The sequence below is a fragment of the Acinetobacter sp. X9 genome (assembly GCF_054889255.1).
In genome coordinates this window covers 521,655-536,066 of sequence record NZ_CM142679.1, presented here as the reverse complement: position 1 = coordinate 536,066, position 14,412 = coordinate 521,655, and the positions used below count along the sequence as shown (strand labels likewise).

Genomic DNA, 14,412 nt, shown 5'->3' with positions numbered 1-14,412 from the left:
AAACGCTTGATTCAGTTAATTTGCTAGTTCTCAATTCATTTAGATTAATTGCTTAATCCAAACTCTTGAGTGAACAATTTATTTCAGACTCAATTTTGCCAATCTGTTAATGAATAAACACGCCTTCGTCAGGTCATGCTTAATACCGTGATACTTAAATCACAGAAGTTAATAAACCAAGATCTAAATCTCTATTTACTAATTTCTGTAATCCGAACTTCTCTTAAGTTCTGGTGGAGACTAGGAGAGTCGAACTCCTGACCTCCTGCGTGCAAAGCAGGCGCTCTACCAACTAAGCTAAGTCCCCAGCTTACATCATCAGTCATGTATCTTTTATCTATAACTTCAACCAGTCAAAGTCATGGTGGGTCTGACAAGACTTGAACTTGTGACCCCACGCTTATCAAGCGTGTGCTCTAACCAACTGAGCTACAGACCCTCAGATACATCTATGAAGAACAACTTGTTGTGGATTCTTACCAATCGTCAATCTTTCGTTAAGGAGGTGATCCAGCCGCAGGTTCCCCTACGGCTACCTTGTTACGACTTCACCCCAGTCATCGGCCACACCGTGGTAACCGCCCTCTTTGCAGTTAGGCTAGCTACTTCTGGTGCAACAAACTCCCATGGTGTGACGGGCGGTGTGTACAAGGCCCGGGAACGTATTCACCGCGGCATTCTGATCCGCGATTACTAGCGATTCCGACTTCATGGAGTCGAGTTGCAGACTCCAATCCGGACTACGATCGGCTTTTTGAGATTAGCATCCTATCGCTAGGTAGCAACCCTTTGTACCGACCATTGTAGCACGTGTGTAGCCCTGGCCGTAAGGGCCATGATGACTTGACGTCGTCCCCGCCTTCCTCCAGTTTGTCACTGGCAGTATCCTTAAAGTTCCCGACATTACTCGCTGGCAAATAAGGAAAAGGGTTGCGCTCGTTGCGGGACTTAACCCAACATCTCACGACACGAGCTGACGACAGCCATGCAGCACCTGTATGTAAGTTCCCGAAGGCACCAATCCATCTCTGGAAAGTTCTTACTATGTCAAGGCCAGGTAAGGTTCTTCGCGTTGCATCGAATTAAACCACATGCTCCACCGCTTGTGCGGGCCCCCGTCAATTCATTTGAGTTTTAGTCTTGCGACCGTACTCCCCAGGCGGTCTACTTATCGCGTTAGCTGCGCCACTAAAGCCTCAAAGGCCCCAACGGCTAGTAGACATCGTTTACGGCATGGACTACCAGGGTATCTAATCCTGTTTGCTCCCCATGCTTTCGCACCTCAGCGTCAGTGTTAGGCCAGATGGCTGCCTTCGCCATCGGTATTCCTCCAGATCTCTACGCATTTCACCGCTACACCTGGAATTCTACCATCCTCTCCCACACTCTAGCTAACCAGTATCGAATGCAATTCCCAAGTTAAGCTCGGGGATTTCACATTTGACTTAATTAGCCGCCTACGCGCGCTTTACGCCCAGTAAATCCGATTAACGCTTGCACCCTCTGTATTACCGCGGCTGCTGGCACAGAGTTAGCCGGTGCTTATTCTGCGAGTAACGTCCACTATCTCTAGGTATTAACTAAAGTAGCCTCCTCCTCGCTTAAAGTGCTTTACAACCATAAGGCCTTCTTCACACACGCGGCATGGCTGGATCAGGCTTGCGCCCATTGTCCAATATTCCCCACTGCTGCCTCCCGTAGGAGTCTGGGCCGTGTCTCAGTCCCAGTGTGGCGGATCATCCTCTCAGACCCGCTACAGATCGTCGCCTTGGTAGGCCTTTACCCCACCAACTAGCTAATCCGACTTAGGCTCATCTATTAGCGCAAGGTCCGAAGATCCCCTGCTTTCTCCCGTAGGACGTATGCGGTATTAGCATTCCTTTCGAAATGTTGTCCCCCACTAATAGGCAGATTCCTAAGCATTACTCACCCGTCCGCCGCTAAGATCAGTAGCAAGCTACCTCTCTCCGCTCGACTTGCATGTGTTAAGCCTGCCGCCAGCGTTCAATCTGAGCCATGATCAAACTCTTCAGTTAAAATCATTTTGTACCTTATTTAAAGACAAGGTACCAATTCTGGCTCATCAATTACTGACTTAAATTTCGCTCAAATAAACTTCGAGTAATTTAAACCAATCAATCAATGAAAATTATTTCGATTAATCAATCAGTAAAAATCCACACAAGTTGTTCTTCAATTCTCTTAATGATCTTCTTCCTGGTTCGTCACCAGCAAGCTAGGTCGGCTATATTACTCTTAATCTCTTAAAAGTCAACAGGTAATTTCGATATTTTTTAAAACTCATTCTCAAAACCAACTCACCATCAAATTCATCACTTAAAGTAATCAACTTAATCACAAGTAACTGTTTTTCAACAAGTTTCTATCTGCATCACCGCCGATGGATGTGCATTATAGACCATTAAATTCCCTTTGCAACCCTTTTTTTAAATCAATATCATCAACCGGATACTTTTTAAGCTTTTTGGTCGCTTTTAGATGAGATATTAAACTTTTTTTACGTTATCAACTTCATGTAGAATAGATTATTCGTGCAATAGTTTGGCATTAACTCACCATGTGGCAGTTCGCTAAAAAAGTATTTGTTTGCATACTTGTAGTGCTTGCTACGAGTGGGCCTTGTTATGCCAATTCAAAACATAATTTCTATGTACTTACTTTATCTATCCTAAGCTACAGTAAGTGGGAGAATGTAAATACTCCTACTCTTTGTGTAATTGATAACCCTTCTATTACATCTACTTTTCAATCTTATATCCAGCAAATGTCTTATAATTATCGTGTTCAAACTGTAAATGCGAAAGATTTTGCTCGGTCACATTGTCAGGCTGTCTATTTTTCTAGTACTTCTCCGCAGCAACAACAAAACCTTATTCAAAACTATCCTTATCATTCTTTACTTTCTTTAAGTATTAATAATTCAGAGTGCGAGATAGGAAGTATCTTTTGTTTATATACTCAGAATAATTACACTACCTTTAAAGTTAACTTAGATGCTTTAAGTCACTCCAAAGTCCATATTGATCCGAGAGTATTGCTCTTGGCTAAGAATGCGGAGTAAGGATCATGATATCAAAGTTGTATCAGTCCACTTCACTACACGCATTATTTAGAAAATCTCAATTTACTATTTTTGCTATTACTTTTTTCATTTGCTCTTTTACGTTTGTCTCAATTTCTGTTTTTACTATGGAAACTTATGCCAAACAGAATTTGCAATTGCTTAGTCATACTCTATTAGAGCGTATTCAGCCCGCAGTCGTGTTTAATGATAAAATTACAATAGAGCAGATTTTGAATGAGTACACGAATGATCATTCAATTCGTACTATTCATATTTATGATTCAGAACATCATCTGATCGCCCAAAGTTTTAAACTATCAAGTCAAACTTCAATTTTAGAAGGCTGGTTTGATCACTGGTTTTTAAATGAGCCTGTTCATCTTACAATTTATCACCATGAACAAAACGTAGGTGAACTCACACTTTTTGGTAGTTCTGAAAAAATATTGCAGTTCCTCAAAATGATTATGGTAGGGCTTGCGATTGCAATGTTGTTTATTGTTTGCGCTTTATGGTGGTCAGTAAACTTAACTTATCGTCAAATTATGCAGGCTATTTACCCACTTACTAATATTGCTCAAATTGTAAGTGAACAAAAAGCTTATAATCTTCGTTTTCCTTATAACCGAATTAAAGAATTTCAAGATTTAAATACCGTTTTTAACGAGTTACTTGAAGAAATTCAAATATGGGATAATCAGCTGCAAAAGGAAAATCGTAAATTATCCTTTCAGGCTCATCATGACCAGCTCACCTTATTACCTAATAGACATTATTTTTACCAAATCCTTTTAGACATGTTTGAAGATAAAGGGTTTGATAATAAGTCTGCATTATTATTTATAGATAACAATAACTTCAAAGCAATTAATGACCAATTTGGCCATTTAGCTGGCGATGAAGTTTTAAAAGAAATGGCGAATCGCCTGCAAACTCGTTTGCGTCATCAAGATTTTATTGCACGGTTAGGTGGTGATGAATTTGCTGTCATTTTGCATTCCATTAGTCATGCTGATCATTTAATATCTATTGCTGAAAATTTACTCGAAAGCTGTAAAGAACCTTTGCATCTAAATGGGCAAACCATTTACTTCAGTTTCAGTGTAGGTATTGCTTTATCACAATTTGCATCTAGCCCCGAAGATTTCATTATGCAAGCAGATCAAGCAATGTATAAGGCTAAAAATTCGGATGAACACTGGTTTATCTATAAACCTGAAAATTAAATTTAGGCTAATCTATGAATACAAGATCTTTAAAACTCTCTTTTATTGCATTGCTATGCATTACTCTTGCAGGGTGCCTGAGTTTTGGTCCATTAAAATATCGTCAAGTAAAATTGCTCAAAAAAGAAGGTTTCGTTCTTACTGATGAAGGCTGGACTTTAGGTTTACCAGAACGCTTATTATTTGACTTTAATAATGCGCAGTTAAAACAAAGTCATGAAGCTGAGTTAGTACGTCTAGCAAATCAATTGAATAAATATGACCTGAATAAATTGAAAATTGTTGGTCATACTGATGATGTGGGTGATGCTACATATAACCAAAAGTTATCTGAAGAGCGTGCACAAAGTGTGGCAAACCTTTTCTTAACACGTGGATTTAAAAAAGAAAACATCTACGTAATTGGCCGTGGTTCAACGCAACCTTATGTGCCAAATACAACCAATGAAAACCGTGCCATTAACCGACGTGTTGCGATTGTCGTTATTCCATAAGTAAATTTAATTCATAAAAAAGCCAATCCTCTGTGATTGGCTTTTTTATTTTAAACTAGCTCAATAATATCAATAGTTGGTGGCACTCTGAAACGTAAAGGAATTCCAACCATTCCTGTGCCAACGGTAACAAAGACATCCGCATGCTCATGAGAGTAGAAACCGCGCTTATGACCTAAAATTGATACTTTTTTCATAATATAGTTAGTCAACCATGGAAGCTCTACCTGCCCTCCATGTGTATGTCCAGATAACATTAATGGTCGATTCGGTAATTTAGGCACCATATCTACCGTATCGGGATTATGAGATAAAATTAACCAAGGCTTGTCTTGCGGTAAATCTGGCATAGAACGCATATCGGTTTTGCCTGCCCAAAGGTCACCAATACCAATCAAACGAAATTCTTCAAAATCAACAATCTTACCTTCGATATCAGCAACTTCATTATAAAATAGGGCATCTTTTAATAGTTGTTGAATTGGTGGTCCAGGATATTGCTCATCATGATTCCCAGGAACCGAATATACAGGTGCCTGAATTTCTTTTAAAACACTTAACTCTTCAATCAGTCTATCTTCTGGCTCATATGTCCAATCACCAGCGACTACCACTAAATCAGGTTGCTGTTCATTTAATTTTCTAACGATGGTTTTAAGCTGACGTTCATGCCCTGAAAATAAACCGATATGTAAATCTGCAATTAAGGCTACTTTTACTGGTTTATCAAAACTACGATCTGGGTTTAAGCGATATTGATGAGTATCGACACGGACTAAATGAGGTTCGATAAATCGGGCGTAAATTAACACGCCACTTAAGAAAAAGATGAAAATACCTTGATGAATTGAATAGTAACCAATCCAAGCAGCATATAAATTAAAAAACCAGAGAGGAATAAGTAGATAAGAGAGATAAAATGCGAGTAGATGTACAAAAGCTTTAAATGGATGAATCGTCTCGGTTCGTGATTGATGAATCCAAGCCTCAGAAATTCCCCATAGAGCAAGTATTGAAAAAATAAAGTAAAAACAAAAAATGATTGAATTTGGATTCCACATTACGACTCTCGACTTATCTTATATTGATTGCTAGTAATCAAATTCAATATTTATCTTTCAATATGCACGAATTATACTCTAGCTCACCTTATCGTATGTACTGATTATGGCACAATCCTTTCCTTCCAAACAGCTTCAAACGAATCAACAAGCTAAAGGCTTTTTGATAAAAGCCTCTATAGTCCTATGTTCAAGTTTTGCTGTGGGTTTGACAGGATGTAGTACTCTGCCAAAACATGGTGTTGAGCCAGTACAATATGCAAAAGATATTGATACCTCTGAGACTTCACTTGCCAAAATTATTACACCTTTACGCCAGCAAAATCCAAAGTTAACGGGTTTCCATGTTCTAAACGATCCGTTAGAGGCCCTAGCTGCCCGACTCAGATTAATTGATAAAGCCGAAAAGACTTTAGATTTACAATATTACATCTGGGATAATGACAAAGTTGGTGCTTTAGCCTTGCACGCCATTATTCGTGCAGCTGATCGAGGTGTAAAAGTCCGGCTTCTTATTGATGACAATAATGCAAAAAAAATGGAAGGGATTTTACTTGCCCTTTCTCAGCATAAAAATATTGAAGTTAAGCTTTTTAATCCCTACCGTTTCCGCAAATATCGTGCAATGGATATGGTGCTGGATTTAAAACGTATCAATCGTCGTATGCACAATAAAAGTTTTATTGCCGACAATGAGGTTGCCCTTATTGGAGGGCGCAACATGACCAATCAATATTACAATGTAAGCGATAGCTATCAGTTTTCTGATGTCGATGTAATGTTGGTAGGTGCTGCTGTTGATGATATTGTGAATTCGTTTGATGATTACTGGAATCATGAATATGCATATTCAGTTCAAAGTATAGTAAGTCCTGAGCAGCACCGTTTACGTTATGAAGGCTTAAAAGACCAACTCGAAGCACACTATCAACAAGCTACCGTTCAAAACTTTTTAAACTTAACCGCAAAATCTCATGCATTTGATCAATGGCTAAATCACAATATTCAATTCGATTGGGTAAAAGCAGAAGTCGTAAAAGACTCACCTGATAAAATCAAATCGAAAGCTAAGAAAGAAGAACACCTCAATTTCCAGTTAATTAATCATTTGGAAAAACCAGAAAGTAACGTTGACTTAATCTCTGCTTATTTTATTCCTGAAAAACAAGGCGCCAAGATTTTAAGCACGCTTGCCAAAGAAGGTGTTGAAGTTCGAGTTTTAACGAATTCTTTTAAAGCGAATGACGTTGCTGTTGTACATGCCTTTTATGGAAAATACCGTAAAGAACTGCTTAAAAACGGCGTACAACTTTATGAATTTTTACCGACACCAGATAAAAGAGATTTAAATAAAAATACAGATGAGCTTGCTACTAAAGCTAAAGTAAATATGAAAGGGCTAAGCCGATCAAGTTTGCATACTAAACTTATGGCATTAGATGAGCAGGTTTTTATTGGTTCATTTAACTTTGATCCGCGCTCGGCTTACTTAAATACTGAAATTGGTGTGATTTTAGATAGCCCATCACTGGCTAAGACGATTCACCATACGATGGATGAAAATTTAAATAAGTATGCTTATAAATTAAAGCTCGACACTAACAATCATATTTATTGGCAGCAAGAAACTCCAAATGGTCCTGTAATTTATAGACAGGAACCTGAGATGAAATGGTGGCAAAAAGCAGGCATGAAATTTCTTTCATGGCTGCCACTTGAAGGCTTTATGTAATTATTTTTTTGGCTTAAGTACTTTTTGATGTAGTTGAGCCAAACCTTCTACCATTTTTTCTTGAACTTCGCGCGTTAAACTTTTGACGTCATGCCCTTCCACTGAAATAGGAGGCAAAGTTAACAGATGAGCTGTGACTTTAGGCATTTCAAGTACGCGTTGAATATGTTCGGCAAATGTCATGTCACCAATGAATGGCGCAACTGTATCTAGTTCCCCATCGCGATTTACATAACAAATCAAACAAACCTGTACTGGACGCTGTGCTTCAATCGCTGCTCCTAGTAATCGTCCATGTACTTTTTTAACAGAATGTCCATCTGTAGTTGTGGCTTCAGGGAAAAATAATACTGGAATATTCTGTTTTAAAAATTCAGCAATTTGCTCACGAATTCTGACGGAATCGCCAGATCCACGCTTAATAAATAACGTTCCACCACTTTTGGCTAAATTTCCAAGAATAGGCCAATTTTCAATTTCAGCTTTAGCCAGAAAGAAAACTCGCGCACCAGAACCTAGAACTGCAACATCTAGCCAAGAAATATGATTACTTACCCATAAAGCTGGTTCTCTAGGAATTGTGCCATGTACTTCTATATCTAAATTAAAAACCTGACATAAACGGCGGCAAAAGTATTGGACATAACGTGTATTAACAGGATTATTAGGATCTTTATAAAGCCCATGTCGATAAACTAGATAAAAACCTTCACTAATTGCGGCCGTGGCAGAAGTGACCTTTTTTCCGTATAAACCTATTTTTGATAATTTCTTTAACGTTGAATTAACTATACTTTGCGTTTGAGCCATAAAATTTCACTAACGATTAATCATTGTTATACCCATCTCAAGTCATTCTATACGTTTCGTATTAAACTTGCATTGACGTTAGAGAACGGCAAATAAAATAAATCTAAACACTAGACTAATCTCATATAACTAATCTAAAGGATAAGAACAAACGCTTTCCCCTTTTGCTTAAGTTTCCTCTAGAATAAAGTTTTCCCATTTTCAGGATTTATAGCCACGTGGAATATGTTGATCGGCATCAAGGCGGTGAACGCACAATCTTAGTGAGTGTTTCTGTACAATTATTAGATGATCTGGATGCCGAAGAGTTTGCTCTACTTGCACAGTCTGCTGGTGCAGATATCCTTGAACATATTAAGGTTCAGCGTAATAAGCCTAATCCTAAATTTTTTATTGGCTCAGGAAAAGTCGAAGAAATTGCAGAGCAAGTTCAGGAGCTAGAAGCGAGTCTGGTTATTTTTGACCACGCGTTATCACCTGCTCAAGAACGAAATTTAGAAAGAATATTAAAATGCCGAGTTATTGACCGCACAGGGTTGATTTTAGATATTTTTGCCCTGCGTGCCCGTACACATGAAGGTAAGTTACAAGTCGAACTTGCTCAGCTTAAACATTTATCTACTCGTCTTATTCGTGGTTGGTCTGCCGATTTTGAACAACAAAAAGGTGGTATCGGCTTACGTGGTCCTGGTGAAACACAACTAGAGACAGATCGCCGTCTCATTCGTGTTCGTATTACCCAATTAAAAGATAAATTAGACAAAGTACAACAGACTCGTATGCAAGGGCGTGCTGCAAGACAAAAAGCAGCTATTCCAACGGTTTCATTAGTAGGTTATACCAACGCTGGTAAATCGACTTTATTTAATATTTTAGCTAATAGTGATGTCTACGCAGCTGATCAACTATTTGCAACACTCGATCCAACCCTACGCCGTTTAGACTGGGATGGTATCGGTACTGTTGTGCTAGCAGACACAGTAGGTTTTGTACGAAACTTACAGCATGATTTGGTTGAATCATTTAAAGCAACACTTGAAGAAACACTAGAAGCGACCCTTTTACTGCATGTTATTGATAGTAGTAGCCACGACATGCTTGACCAAATTGAAGCGGTTGAAGGCGTATTAAAAGATATTGGTGCTGATGCTCCCGTACTTCGGGTGTACAACAAAATTGATCTAAGCGGTGAAGAGGCCAAAATTATTTATGCTGAGCCCCACGTCCCAGATCGAGTGTATGTTTCAGCTCATTCTGGTCAAGGTCTAGAGTTACTCCAAAAAGCAGTACAAGAATGCTTAATGGGCCAAATTCAAAAGTTTTCACTCGTTCTTAAGCCTGCTTATGGCAAATTACGTACTCAACTTTATGCCTTAAATGTGATTGAGTCTGAACATTATGATGATGCGGGCTTATTACATATTGACGTGAAGATTGCACCACATAAGTTAGAAAAGCTTATTCACCAAGCAAAACTGCCCTTAGAAGAAATCTTGGGAGAACGCGCTAATCAATTTAAGCGACCATTGGAAGAGTTTGAAATCAAGGGCGAGATCAGTTAAAACTCGATAAGTAAACTTTTAGAGATAAAAAATATGGATAAGATCAAAAGTATAGACTGGACAGCATGGGTAGCAACTTTACTACTCATTATTGGTTTTCGTGAAGGCTCTGTCGTTGTCATGCGTGCTTTTGGTCATCCAGAATTAGGTAATCTGGTCGGTTTAATCAGCTTACTTATTATTTTACTGATTTGGAGAAAGTTTAAAAAAATTCCACTTCGAATAGTAGATACCAATAATAAAATCATGAAAGAAAGTGGATTCGCGTTTTTACCTATCTGTGCAGGTTCATTAATTATGCTGGTACATATGGGTAAGGAAATTCCATTATTTCTTTTTGTTTTAGTGGTCAGTACCCTTATACCTTTGTGGGTCTATGCAAAAATGGCAAAACGTTGGTTATAAGGAGAATAAAATGTTTACGATTTTCTACGGATTTTTGATCACATTAATTGGTTATCTGTGTGCAAAGCCTTTAAACCGACGTTTCCCGCAAGTTCCACTTTTAGTTTTCGGCATGTTCATTGTAATTGGCTTACTTTCAGTTTTGCATGTGCCATATGAGCAGTATCGTCTTTATGTGAATGACTTATTTGGTCATCTATTAGGTTATGTCACCGTAGCATTAGCCATCCCTTTAGCTGCAATGCGTTACGATGATCTTCCAATTAAATCGGTCATTGGTATTTTACTTTTTGCAAGTATTAGCGCCGTTGCCCTACCTATGGGGCTAGCATACTTGTTACATATGTCCGAACCTACCATTCTTGCATTTGCCACCCGTGCAGTAACCACTCCAATTGCTCTGAACATCGCAACTTTATTACACGCTCCTGAAACACTCGTAACCCTTATTGTTATTTTGTCTGGAGTAATCGGCGCTGCATTCTCACCATTCTTACTTAAACATATTCATGATGAGAGAGCATCAGGTTTAGCCTTAGGTTTAGCTGCACACGCCATCGGAACAGCTCAAGCTTGGCAACGTGGGCCTGTTGCAGGTCGTTACGCTGCATTTGGTATGGCATTGAATGGTGTATTTACTGCAATTTGGCTACCAACATTAATGTTATCTTTTGGAACACCATAATTAAGAAGTTGATTAAATAAACATTGAACGGTCTATTAATTCCAAATAAGATGACCTTTCAAAGTTAAAAGGATTTTTAATTATGGGGAAAATTTTTATTGGAGCTCTGCTCTTATTGGGGATTAATACTGCTACATTCGCAGCAGATATTACAGGTCTCTGGCAAACAATTGATGATAAGACAGGTGCTCCTAAAGCACAGGTAGAAATACGAAAAGAAGCGAACGGGACATATGCCGGGAAAATTATCAAAGTAACGCCACGCCCAGGTTATACGCCTAAAGAAATTTGTGATAATTGCCCTGCGCCATATACCAACAAACCGATTTTAGGTCTGGATATCGCAACTGGTTTAAAACAGGTAGATGGACTGAACTATACTGGCGGTAAAATTTTAGATCCGAATACTGGCAAAGTTTACGGGCTTAAAGCAAAACTCAGTTCAACTGGCAAACGCTTACATATGCGCGGTTATCTCGGAGTTTCAGCTTTAGGGCGTAATCAAATCTGGATTCGAGTAGAATAATAGTTCCCAATAAAAAAGCCGCTTCTGCGGCTTTTTTATTTTTAGCTCAGCTACAAGCTTCATCTTGCACTCATAGAAAAGCATTGCTTTTCTTATATTTGCACAGGATTTTCAACAGAAAAAATTTCTTTGTTTTCAATACGATAAGCCATTAATTTTCTGCCCCAAACACAGCCACCATCGATATTCTGGATCTGCTCATTAATAGTTCGGCCCTCGAGCGCAGCCCAATGACCAAAAATAATCTGATGAGTTTGTGCGGCTTTGCTCGGAAATTCAAACCAAGGTAAATAACCTTCCGGCATTGGTGCATCCAAAGAATCTTTAAAACTAAACTCTAAAGCCCCTTGGGCATTGGTTAAACGCATGCGAGTCAAATAATTGGTAATACAACGTAAACGCGCAGAACCAGTTAGGTTATCTTCCCACAAATCTGGTTTAGAACCATACATGTCTGCTAAAAAAGCATCCAATACAGATAAATCTTCGTTTGCGAGTACAGCCTCAACCTCTTTTGCCAACGTTACAGTTTTTTGCGCATCCCAAATACAAGGTATGCCAGCATGAGTAAGGATCGTATGCTCGTTTGGCAATAAACATAATGGCTGTTTACGTAACCAATCGATTAACTCATCACCATCGATCGCATCAATAACGTCTTGGGTACGATCTTTTTCTTTAATCTCTTTTAAACCACGCGCACCCGCAATTAAAGTCAGGTCATGATTTCCAAGTACAGTTGCAGCAGCTCCACGATCAGCAAGCTTTTTAATAAAACGTAATGCCCCTACCGAGTTTTCACCACGTGCGACTAAATCACCAGCAAACCATAAAAAGTCTTGATCTGGATCAAAACGTATTTCTTTAAGCAAGGCTTTTAGAGCTTCAAAACACCCCTGCACATCGCCAATAACATAGTTAAAACGCTTAGTCATTTACGCCACCATTTGATCGGCCAAAGCAACAAATTGGGCAAGTGTTAAGGTCTCTGGACGAGCCATCGGATCAACACCAGCTTTTTCAAAGCCATCTTCTGCAATCATACCTTTAAGACTGTTTCTTAAAGTTTTGCGGCGCTGAGTAAATACATGGGCAACCAGTCGAGCTAAAGCTTTTTCATCTTTTGCTGTAATTGGCTTTTGATCATACGGAACAAGGCGGAAAACAGCACTCGTTACTTTAGGTGGCGGGTTAAATGCCCCAGCCGGCACTTCAAATAAAAATGTTGGTTGACAGTAATACTGAATCATTACCGACAAGCGTCCATATTCTTTTGTATTCGGTTCAGCAGTAATACGGTCAACCACCTCTTTTTGCAGCATAAAGTGCATATCTTTAACTTTGCTGCCAAATTCCAAGAGATGAAAGAGTAATGGGGTTGAAATGTTATAAGGTAAGTTACCGACTACACGTAATGGTCGGCCATCTTTTACCAGTTCGCTAAAGTCATATTTTAATGCGTCAGCTTCTATAATCGTCAAACGTTCAGGATGTGGAACACGTTCTGGTAGCCCAGCAGCTAAGTCACGATCTAGCTCCACTACTGTTAATGCATCACACTCCCCAATTAAAGGAGAGGTTAAGGCAGCTAAACCAGGTCCAATCTCGACAATATTGTCGCCTGTACGCGGACTTACAGAGCGCACAATTTTGGCAATGACTCGTTGATCATGTAAGAAGTTTTGACCAAAACGTTTACGAGCTTTATGCCCTTCATCTTTCGGGTTTAGGGCATTAATTTGATACATAGAACATTTCCAACATGAAAAATTTAGCTCGCTGCTAAAGATAAAGCTAAATCAACAGCGACATTTAAACTTGAGCTTTTTGCCAAACCAGTCCCAGCCAAAGACAATGCAGTGCCATGGTCAACCGAAGTTCGAATGAAAGGCAAACCCAATGTAATATTGATGGCTTCACCAAACCCTTGTGATTTTAACACAGGTAAACCTTGATCATGGTACATGGCAAGTACAGCATCTGCATTTTTAAGATGTTCTGGAGTAAACAAGGTATCTGCCGGCAAGCTTAAACTCATTTTAACCCCTTGCGCTCGATAACTTTCGAGTACCGGATTAATGGTCTCAATCTCTTCACGACCCAAATAACCATCTTCACCCGCATGAGGATTTAAGCCACACACGAGTACACGTGGGTCTATAATTCTAAATTTTGTTTTTAAGTCGTGTAGTAAAATATCAATAACCTGATGCAATCGCTCTTTGGTAATCGCATCTGCTACATCTCTTAAAGGTAAATGTGTAGTTGCTAAGGCGACACGCAAGGTTTTGGTTGCAAGCATCATTACGACACGTTCTACACCTGCAAACTCTTGATAGTATTCAGTGTGACCGCTAAATAAAATACCAGCATCATTAATGACCGATTTTTGCACGGGTGCCGTGGCTACCCCCACACTTTTACCAGACATTGCATAATCAGCTGAGCGACGCAGTTGCTCTAATACATAAGCTGCATTAGCTGGGTTTAATTGACCATCAATAACCGCTGCTTCTAAAGGCACATGCTCTACATAGAGTTCATTCAGAGATGATGACTCAGGCTGTCCTGTATATTCTATAAATTGAATATTTACCCCAAGTTTTTGGGCACGTTGCTCTAATAAGTCTCGGTCACCCAAAATAACAACAGGGCGTTCATCAACCCGCTTAGCCAAGCTCAAACAGATATCTGGACCAATACCAGCCGGCTCACCGGAAGTGACATATAATGGCAGCATAATCACTCCAGACACATAACAAGAATTTTTTTGATTTTAACATATCTGACATTCATCAGTTTATGGATTAAATTATATGGCTTAAA

The 14,412-nt window shown here is 39.2% G+C and carries 13 protein-coding genes, 2 tRNA genes and 1 rRNA gene; 8 read left to right on the top strand and 8 right to left on the bottom strand.

Annotated elements, in window-relative coordinates; genetic code table 11:
- Positions 1-231: 231 nt before the first annotated feature.
- The 3 genes from ACYU0V_RS02695 to ACYU0V_RS02685 form a co-directional block, all read right to left on the bottom strand.
- Positions 232-307, bottom strand: a tRNA-Ala gene (locus ACYU0V_RS02695).
- Positions 308-362: 55 nt separating this feature from the next.
- Positions 363-439, bottom strand: a tRNA-Ile gene (locus ACYU0V_RS02690).
- A 59-nt stretch (positions 440-498) separates the two neighbouring features.
- Positions 499-2,036: ribosomal RNA gene (locus tag ACYU0V_RS02685) — 16S ribosomal RNA — on the bottom strand.
- Positions 2,037-2,578: 542 nt separating this feature from the next.
- Here ACYU0V_RS02685 and ACYU0V_RS02680 point away from each other — a divergent pair.
- Genes ACYU0V_RS02680 through ACYU0V_RS02670 form a run of 3 tightly spaced genes read left to right on the top strand, consistent with a single transcriptional unit; the run spans position 2,579 to position 4,805 of the window.
- Positions 2,579-3,082, top strand: a complete 504-nt coding sequence (locus tag ACYU0V_RS02680; protein ID WP_002117836.1) for a YfiR family protein — start codon at positions 2,579-2,581, stop codon at positions 3,080-3,082.
- Between the two features lie 5 nt (positions 3,083-3,087).
- Positions 3,088-4,311 carry a diguanylate cyclase domain-containing protein gene (locus ACYU0V_RS02675; RefSeq protein WP_005065229.1) on the top strand — a complete coding sequence of 408 codons (1,224 nt, stop codon included), beginning with the start codon at positions 3,088-3,090 and terminating at the stop codon, positions 4,309-4,311.
- Positions 4,312-4,325: 14 nt separating this feature from the next.
- Positions 4,326-4,805, top strand: coding sequence for an OmpA family protein (locus ACYU0V_RS02670; protein WP_002117846.1), 480 nt, complete (start codon positions 4,326-4,328; stop codon positions 4,803-4,805).
- A 50-nt stretch (positions 4,806-4,855) separates the two neighbouring features.
- Here the strand turns inward: ACYU0V_RS02670 and ACYU0V_RS02665 are convergent, their stop codons facing one another.
- Entirely contained in the window at positions 4,856-5,866 is a 1,011-nt protein-coding gene (locus tag ACYU0V_RS02665) for a metallophosphoesterase (protein WP_347745643.1), read from the bottom strand.
- 106 nt (positions 5,867-5,972) lie between these two features.
- On the opposite strand from ACYU0V_RS02665, the gene ACYU0V_RS02660 reads away from it, so the two are divergent.
- Positions 5,973-7,598 (top strand): phospholipase D-like domain-containing protein, encoded by a 1,626-nt coding sequence (locus tag ACYU0V_RS02660; RefSeq protein ID WP_461848927.1) that lies wholly within the window; start codon positions 5,973-5,975, stop codon positions 7,596-7,598.
- Here the strand turns inward: ACYU0V_RS02660 and ACYU0V_RS02655 are convergent, their stop codons facing one another.
- Positions 7,599-8,408: a lysophospholipid acyltransferase family protein gene (locus ACYU0V_RS02655; RefSeq protein WP_240283144.1), complete on the bottom strand. Its 810-nt coding sequence runs from the start codon at positions 8,406-8,408 to the stop codon at positions 7,599-7,601.
- Between the two features lie 218 nt (positions 8,409-8,626).
- Between ACYU0V_RS02655 and hflX the strand changes: the two genes are divergently transcribed.
- The 4 genes from hflX (at position 8,627) to ACYU0V_RS02635 (ending at position 11,586) form a co-directional block, all read left to right on the top strand.
- Positions 8,627-9,970 (top strand): ribosome rescue GTPase HflX, encoded by a 1,344-nt coding sequence (gene hflX / locus ACYU0V_RS02650; RefSeq protein WP_461848925.1) that lies wholly within the window; start codon positions 8,627-8,629, stop codon positions 9,968-9,970.
- 33 nt (positions 9,971-10,003) lie between these two features.
- Positions 10,004-10,375 (top strand): hypothetical protein, encoded by a 372-nt coding sequence (locus ACYU0V_RS02645; protein WP_461848923.1) that lies wholly within the window; start codon positions 10,004-10,006, stop codon positions 10,373-10,375.
- A 10-nt stretch (positions 10,376-10,385) separates the two neighbouring features.
- Positions 10,386-11,060 carry an LrgB family protein gene (locus tag ACYU0V_RS02640; RefSeq protein ID WP_005804924.1) on the top strand — a complete coding sequence of 225 codons (675 nt, stop codon included), beginning with the start codon at positions 10,386-10,388 and terminating at the stop codon, positions 11,058-11,060.
- A gap of 82 nt (positions 11,061-11,142) precedes the next feature.
- Entirely contained in the window at positions 11,143-11,586 is a 444-nt protein-coding gene (locus ACYU0V_RS02635; protein WP_002117847.1) for a DUF2147 domain-containing protein, read from the top strand.
- 92 nt (positions 11,587-11,678) lie between these two features.
- On the opposite strand, the gene ACYU0V_RS02630 is transcribed toward ACYU0V_RS02635, so the two are convergent.
- Genes ACYU0V_RS02630 through pdxA form a run of 3 tightly spaced genes read right to left on the bottom strand, consistent with a single transcriptional unit; the run spans position 11,679 to position 14,341 of the window.
- On the bottom strand, positions 11,679-12,521 hold the full coding sequence (locus ACYU0V_RS02630; RefSeq protein WP_461848921.1) for a symmetrical bis(5'-nucleosyl)-tetraphosphatase: 843 nt from the start codon (positions 12,519-12,521) through the stop codon (positions 11,679-11,681).
- A complete protein-coding gene (gene rsmA / locus ACYU0V_RS02625) occupies positions 12,522-13,334 on the bottom strand; it encodes a 16S rRNA (adenine(1518)-N(6)/adenine(1519)-N(6))-dimethyltransferase RsmA (RefSeq protein WP_005065242.1) in 813 nt (270 codons plus the stop codon). It abuts the gene before it with no gap.
- 23 nt (positions 13,335-13,357) lie between these two features.
- Positions 13,358-14,341, bottom strand: a complete 984-nt coding sequence (gene pdxA / locus ACYU0V_RS02620; protein WP_461848920.1) for a 4-hydroxythreonine-4-phosphate dehydrogenase PdxA — start codon at positions 14,339-14,341, stop codon at positions 13,358-13,360.
- Positions 14,342-14,412 lie beyond the last annotated feature (71 nt).

What these genes read in the sequence shown, in the direction of transcription:
- ACYU0V_RS02630 (WP_461848921.1), bottom strand. Translation starts at nt 12,521, where the DNA reads ATGACTAAGCGTTTTAACTATGTTATTGGCGATGTGCAGGGGTGTTTT.
- ACYU0V_RS02675 (WP_005065229.1), top strand. Translation starts at nt 3,088, where the DNA reads ATGATATCAAAGTTGTATCAGTCCACTTCACTACACGCATTATTTAGA.
- ACYU0V_RS02655 (WP_240283144.1), bottom strand. Translation starts at nt 8,408, where the DNA reads ATGGCTCAAACGCAAAGTATAGTTAATTCAACGTTAAAGAAATTATCA.
- ACYU0V_RS02635 (WP_002117847.1), top strand. Translation starts at nt 11,143, where the DNA reads ATGGGGAAAATTTTTATTGGAGCTCTGCTCTTATTGGGGATTAATACT.
- ACYU0V_RS02640 (WP_005804924.1), top strand. Translation starts at nt 10,386, where the DNA reads ATGTTTACGATTTTCTACGGATTTTTGATCACATTAATTGGTTATCTG.
- ACYU0V_RS02680 (WP_002117836.1), top strand. Translation starts at nt 2,579, where the DNA reads ATGTGGCAGTTCGCTAAAAAAGTATTTGTTTGCATACTTGTAGTGCTT.
- ACYU0V_RS02670 (WP_002117846.1), top strand. Translation starts at nt 4,326, where the DNA reads ATGAATACAAGATCTTTAAAACTCTCTTTTATTGCATTGCTATGCATT.
- ACYU0V_RS02660 (WP_461848927.1), top strand. Translation starts at nt 5,973, where the DNA reads ATGGCACAATCCTTTCCTTCCAAACAGCTTCAAACGAATCAACAAGCT.
- ACYU0V_RS02645 (WP_461848923.1), top strand. Translation starts at nt 10,004, where the DNA reads ATGGATAAGATCAAAAGTATAGACTGGACAGCATGGGTAGCAACTTTA.
- rsmA (WP_005065242.1), bottom strand. Translation starts at nt 13,334, where the DNA reads ATGTATCAAATTAATGCCCTAAACCCGAAAGATGAAGGGCATAAAGCT.
- ACYU0V_RS02665 (WP_347745643.1), bottom strand. Translation starts at nt 5,866, where the DNA reads ATGTGGAATCCAAATTCAATCATTTTTTGTTTTTACTTTATTTTTTCA.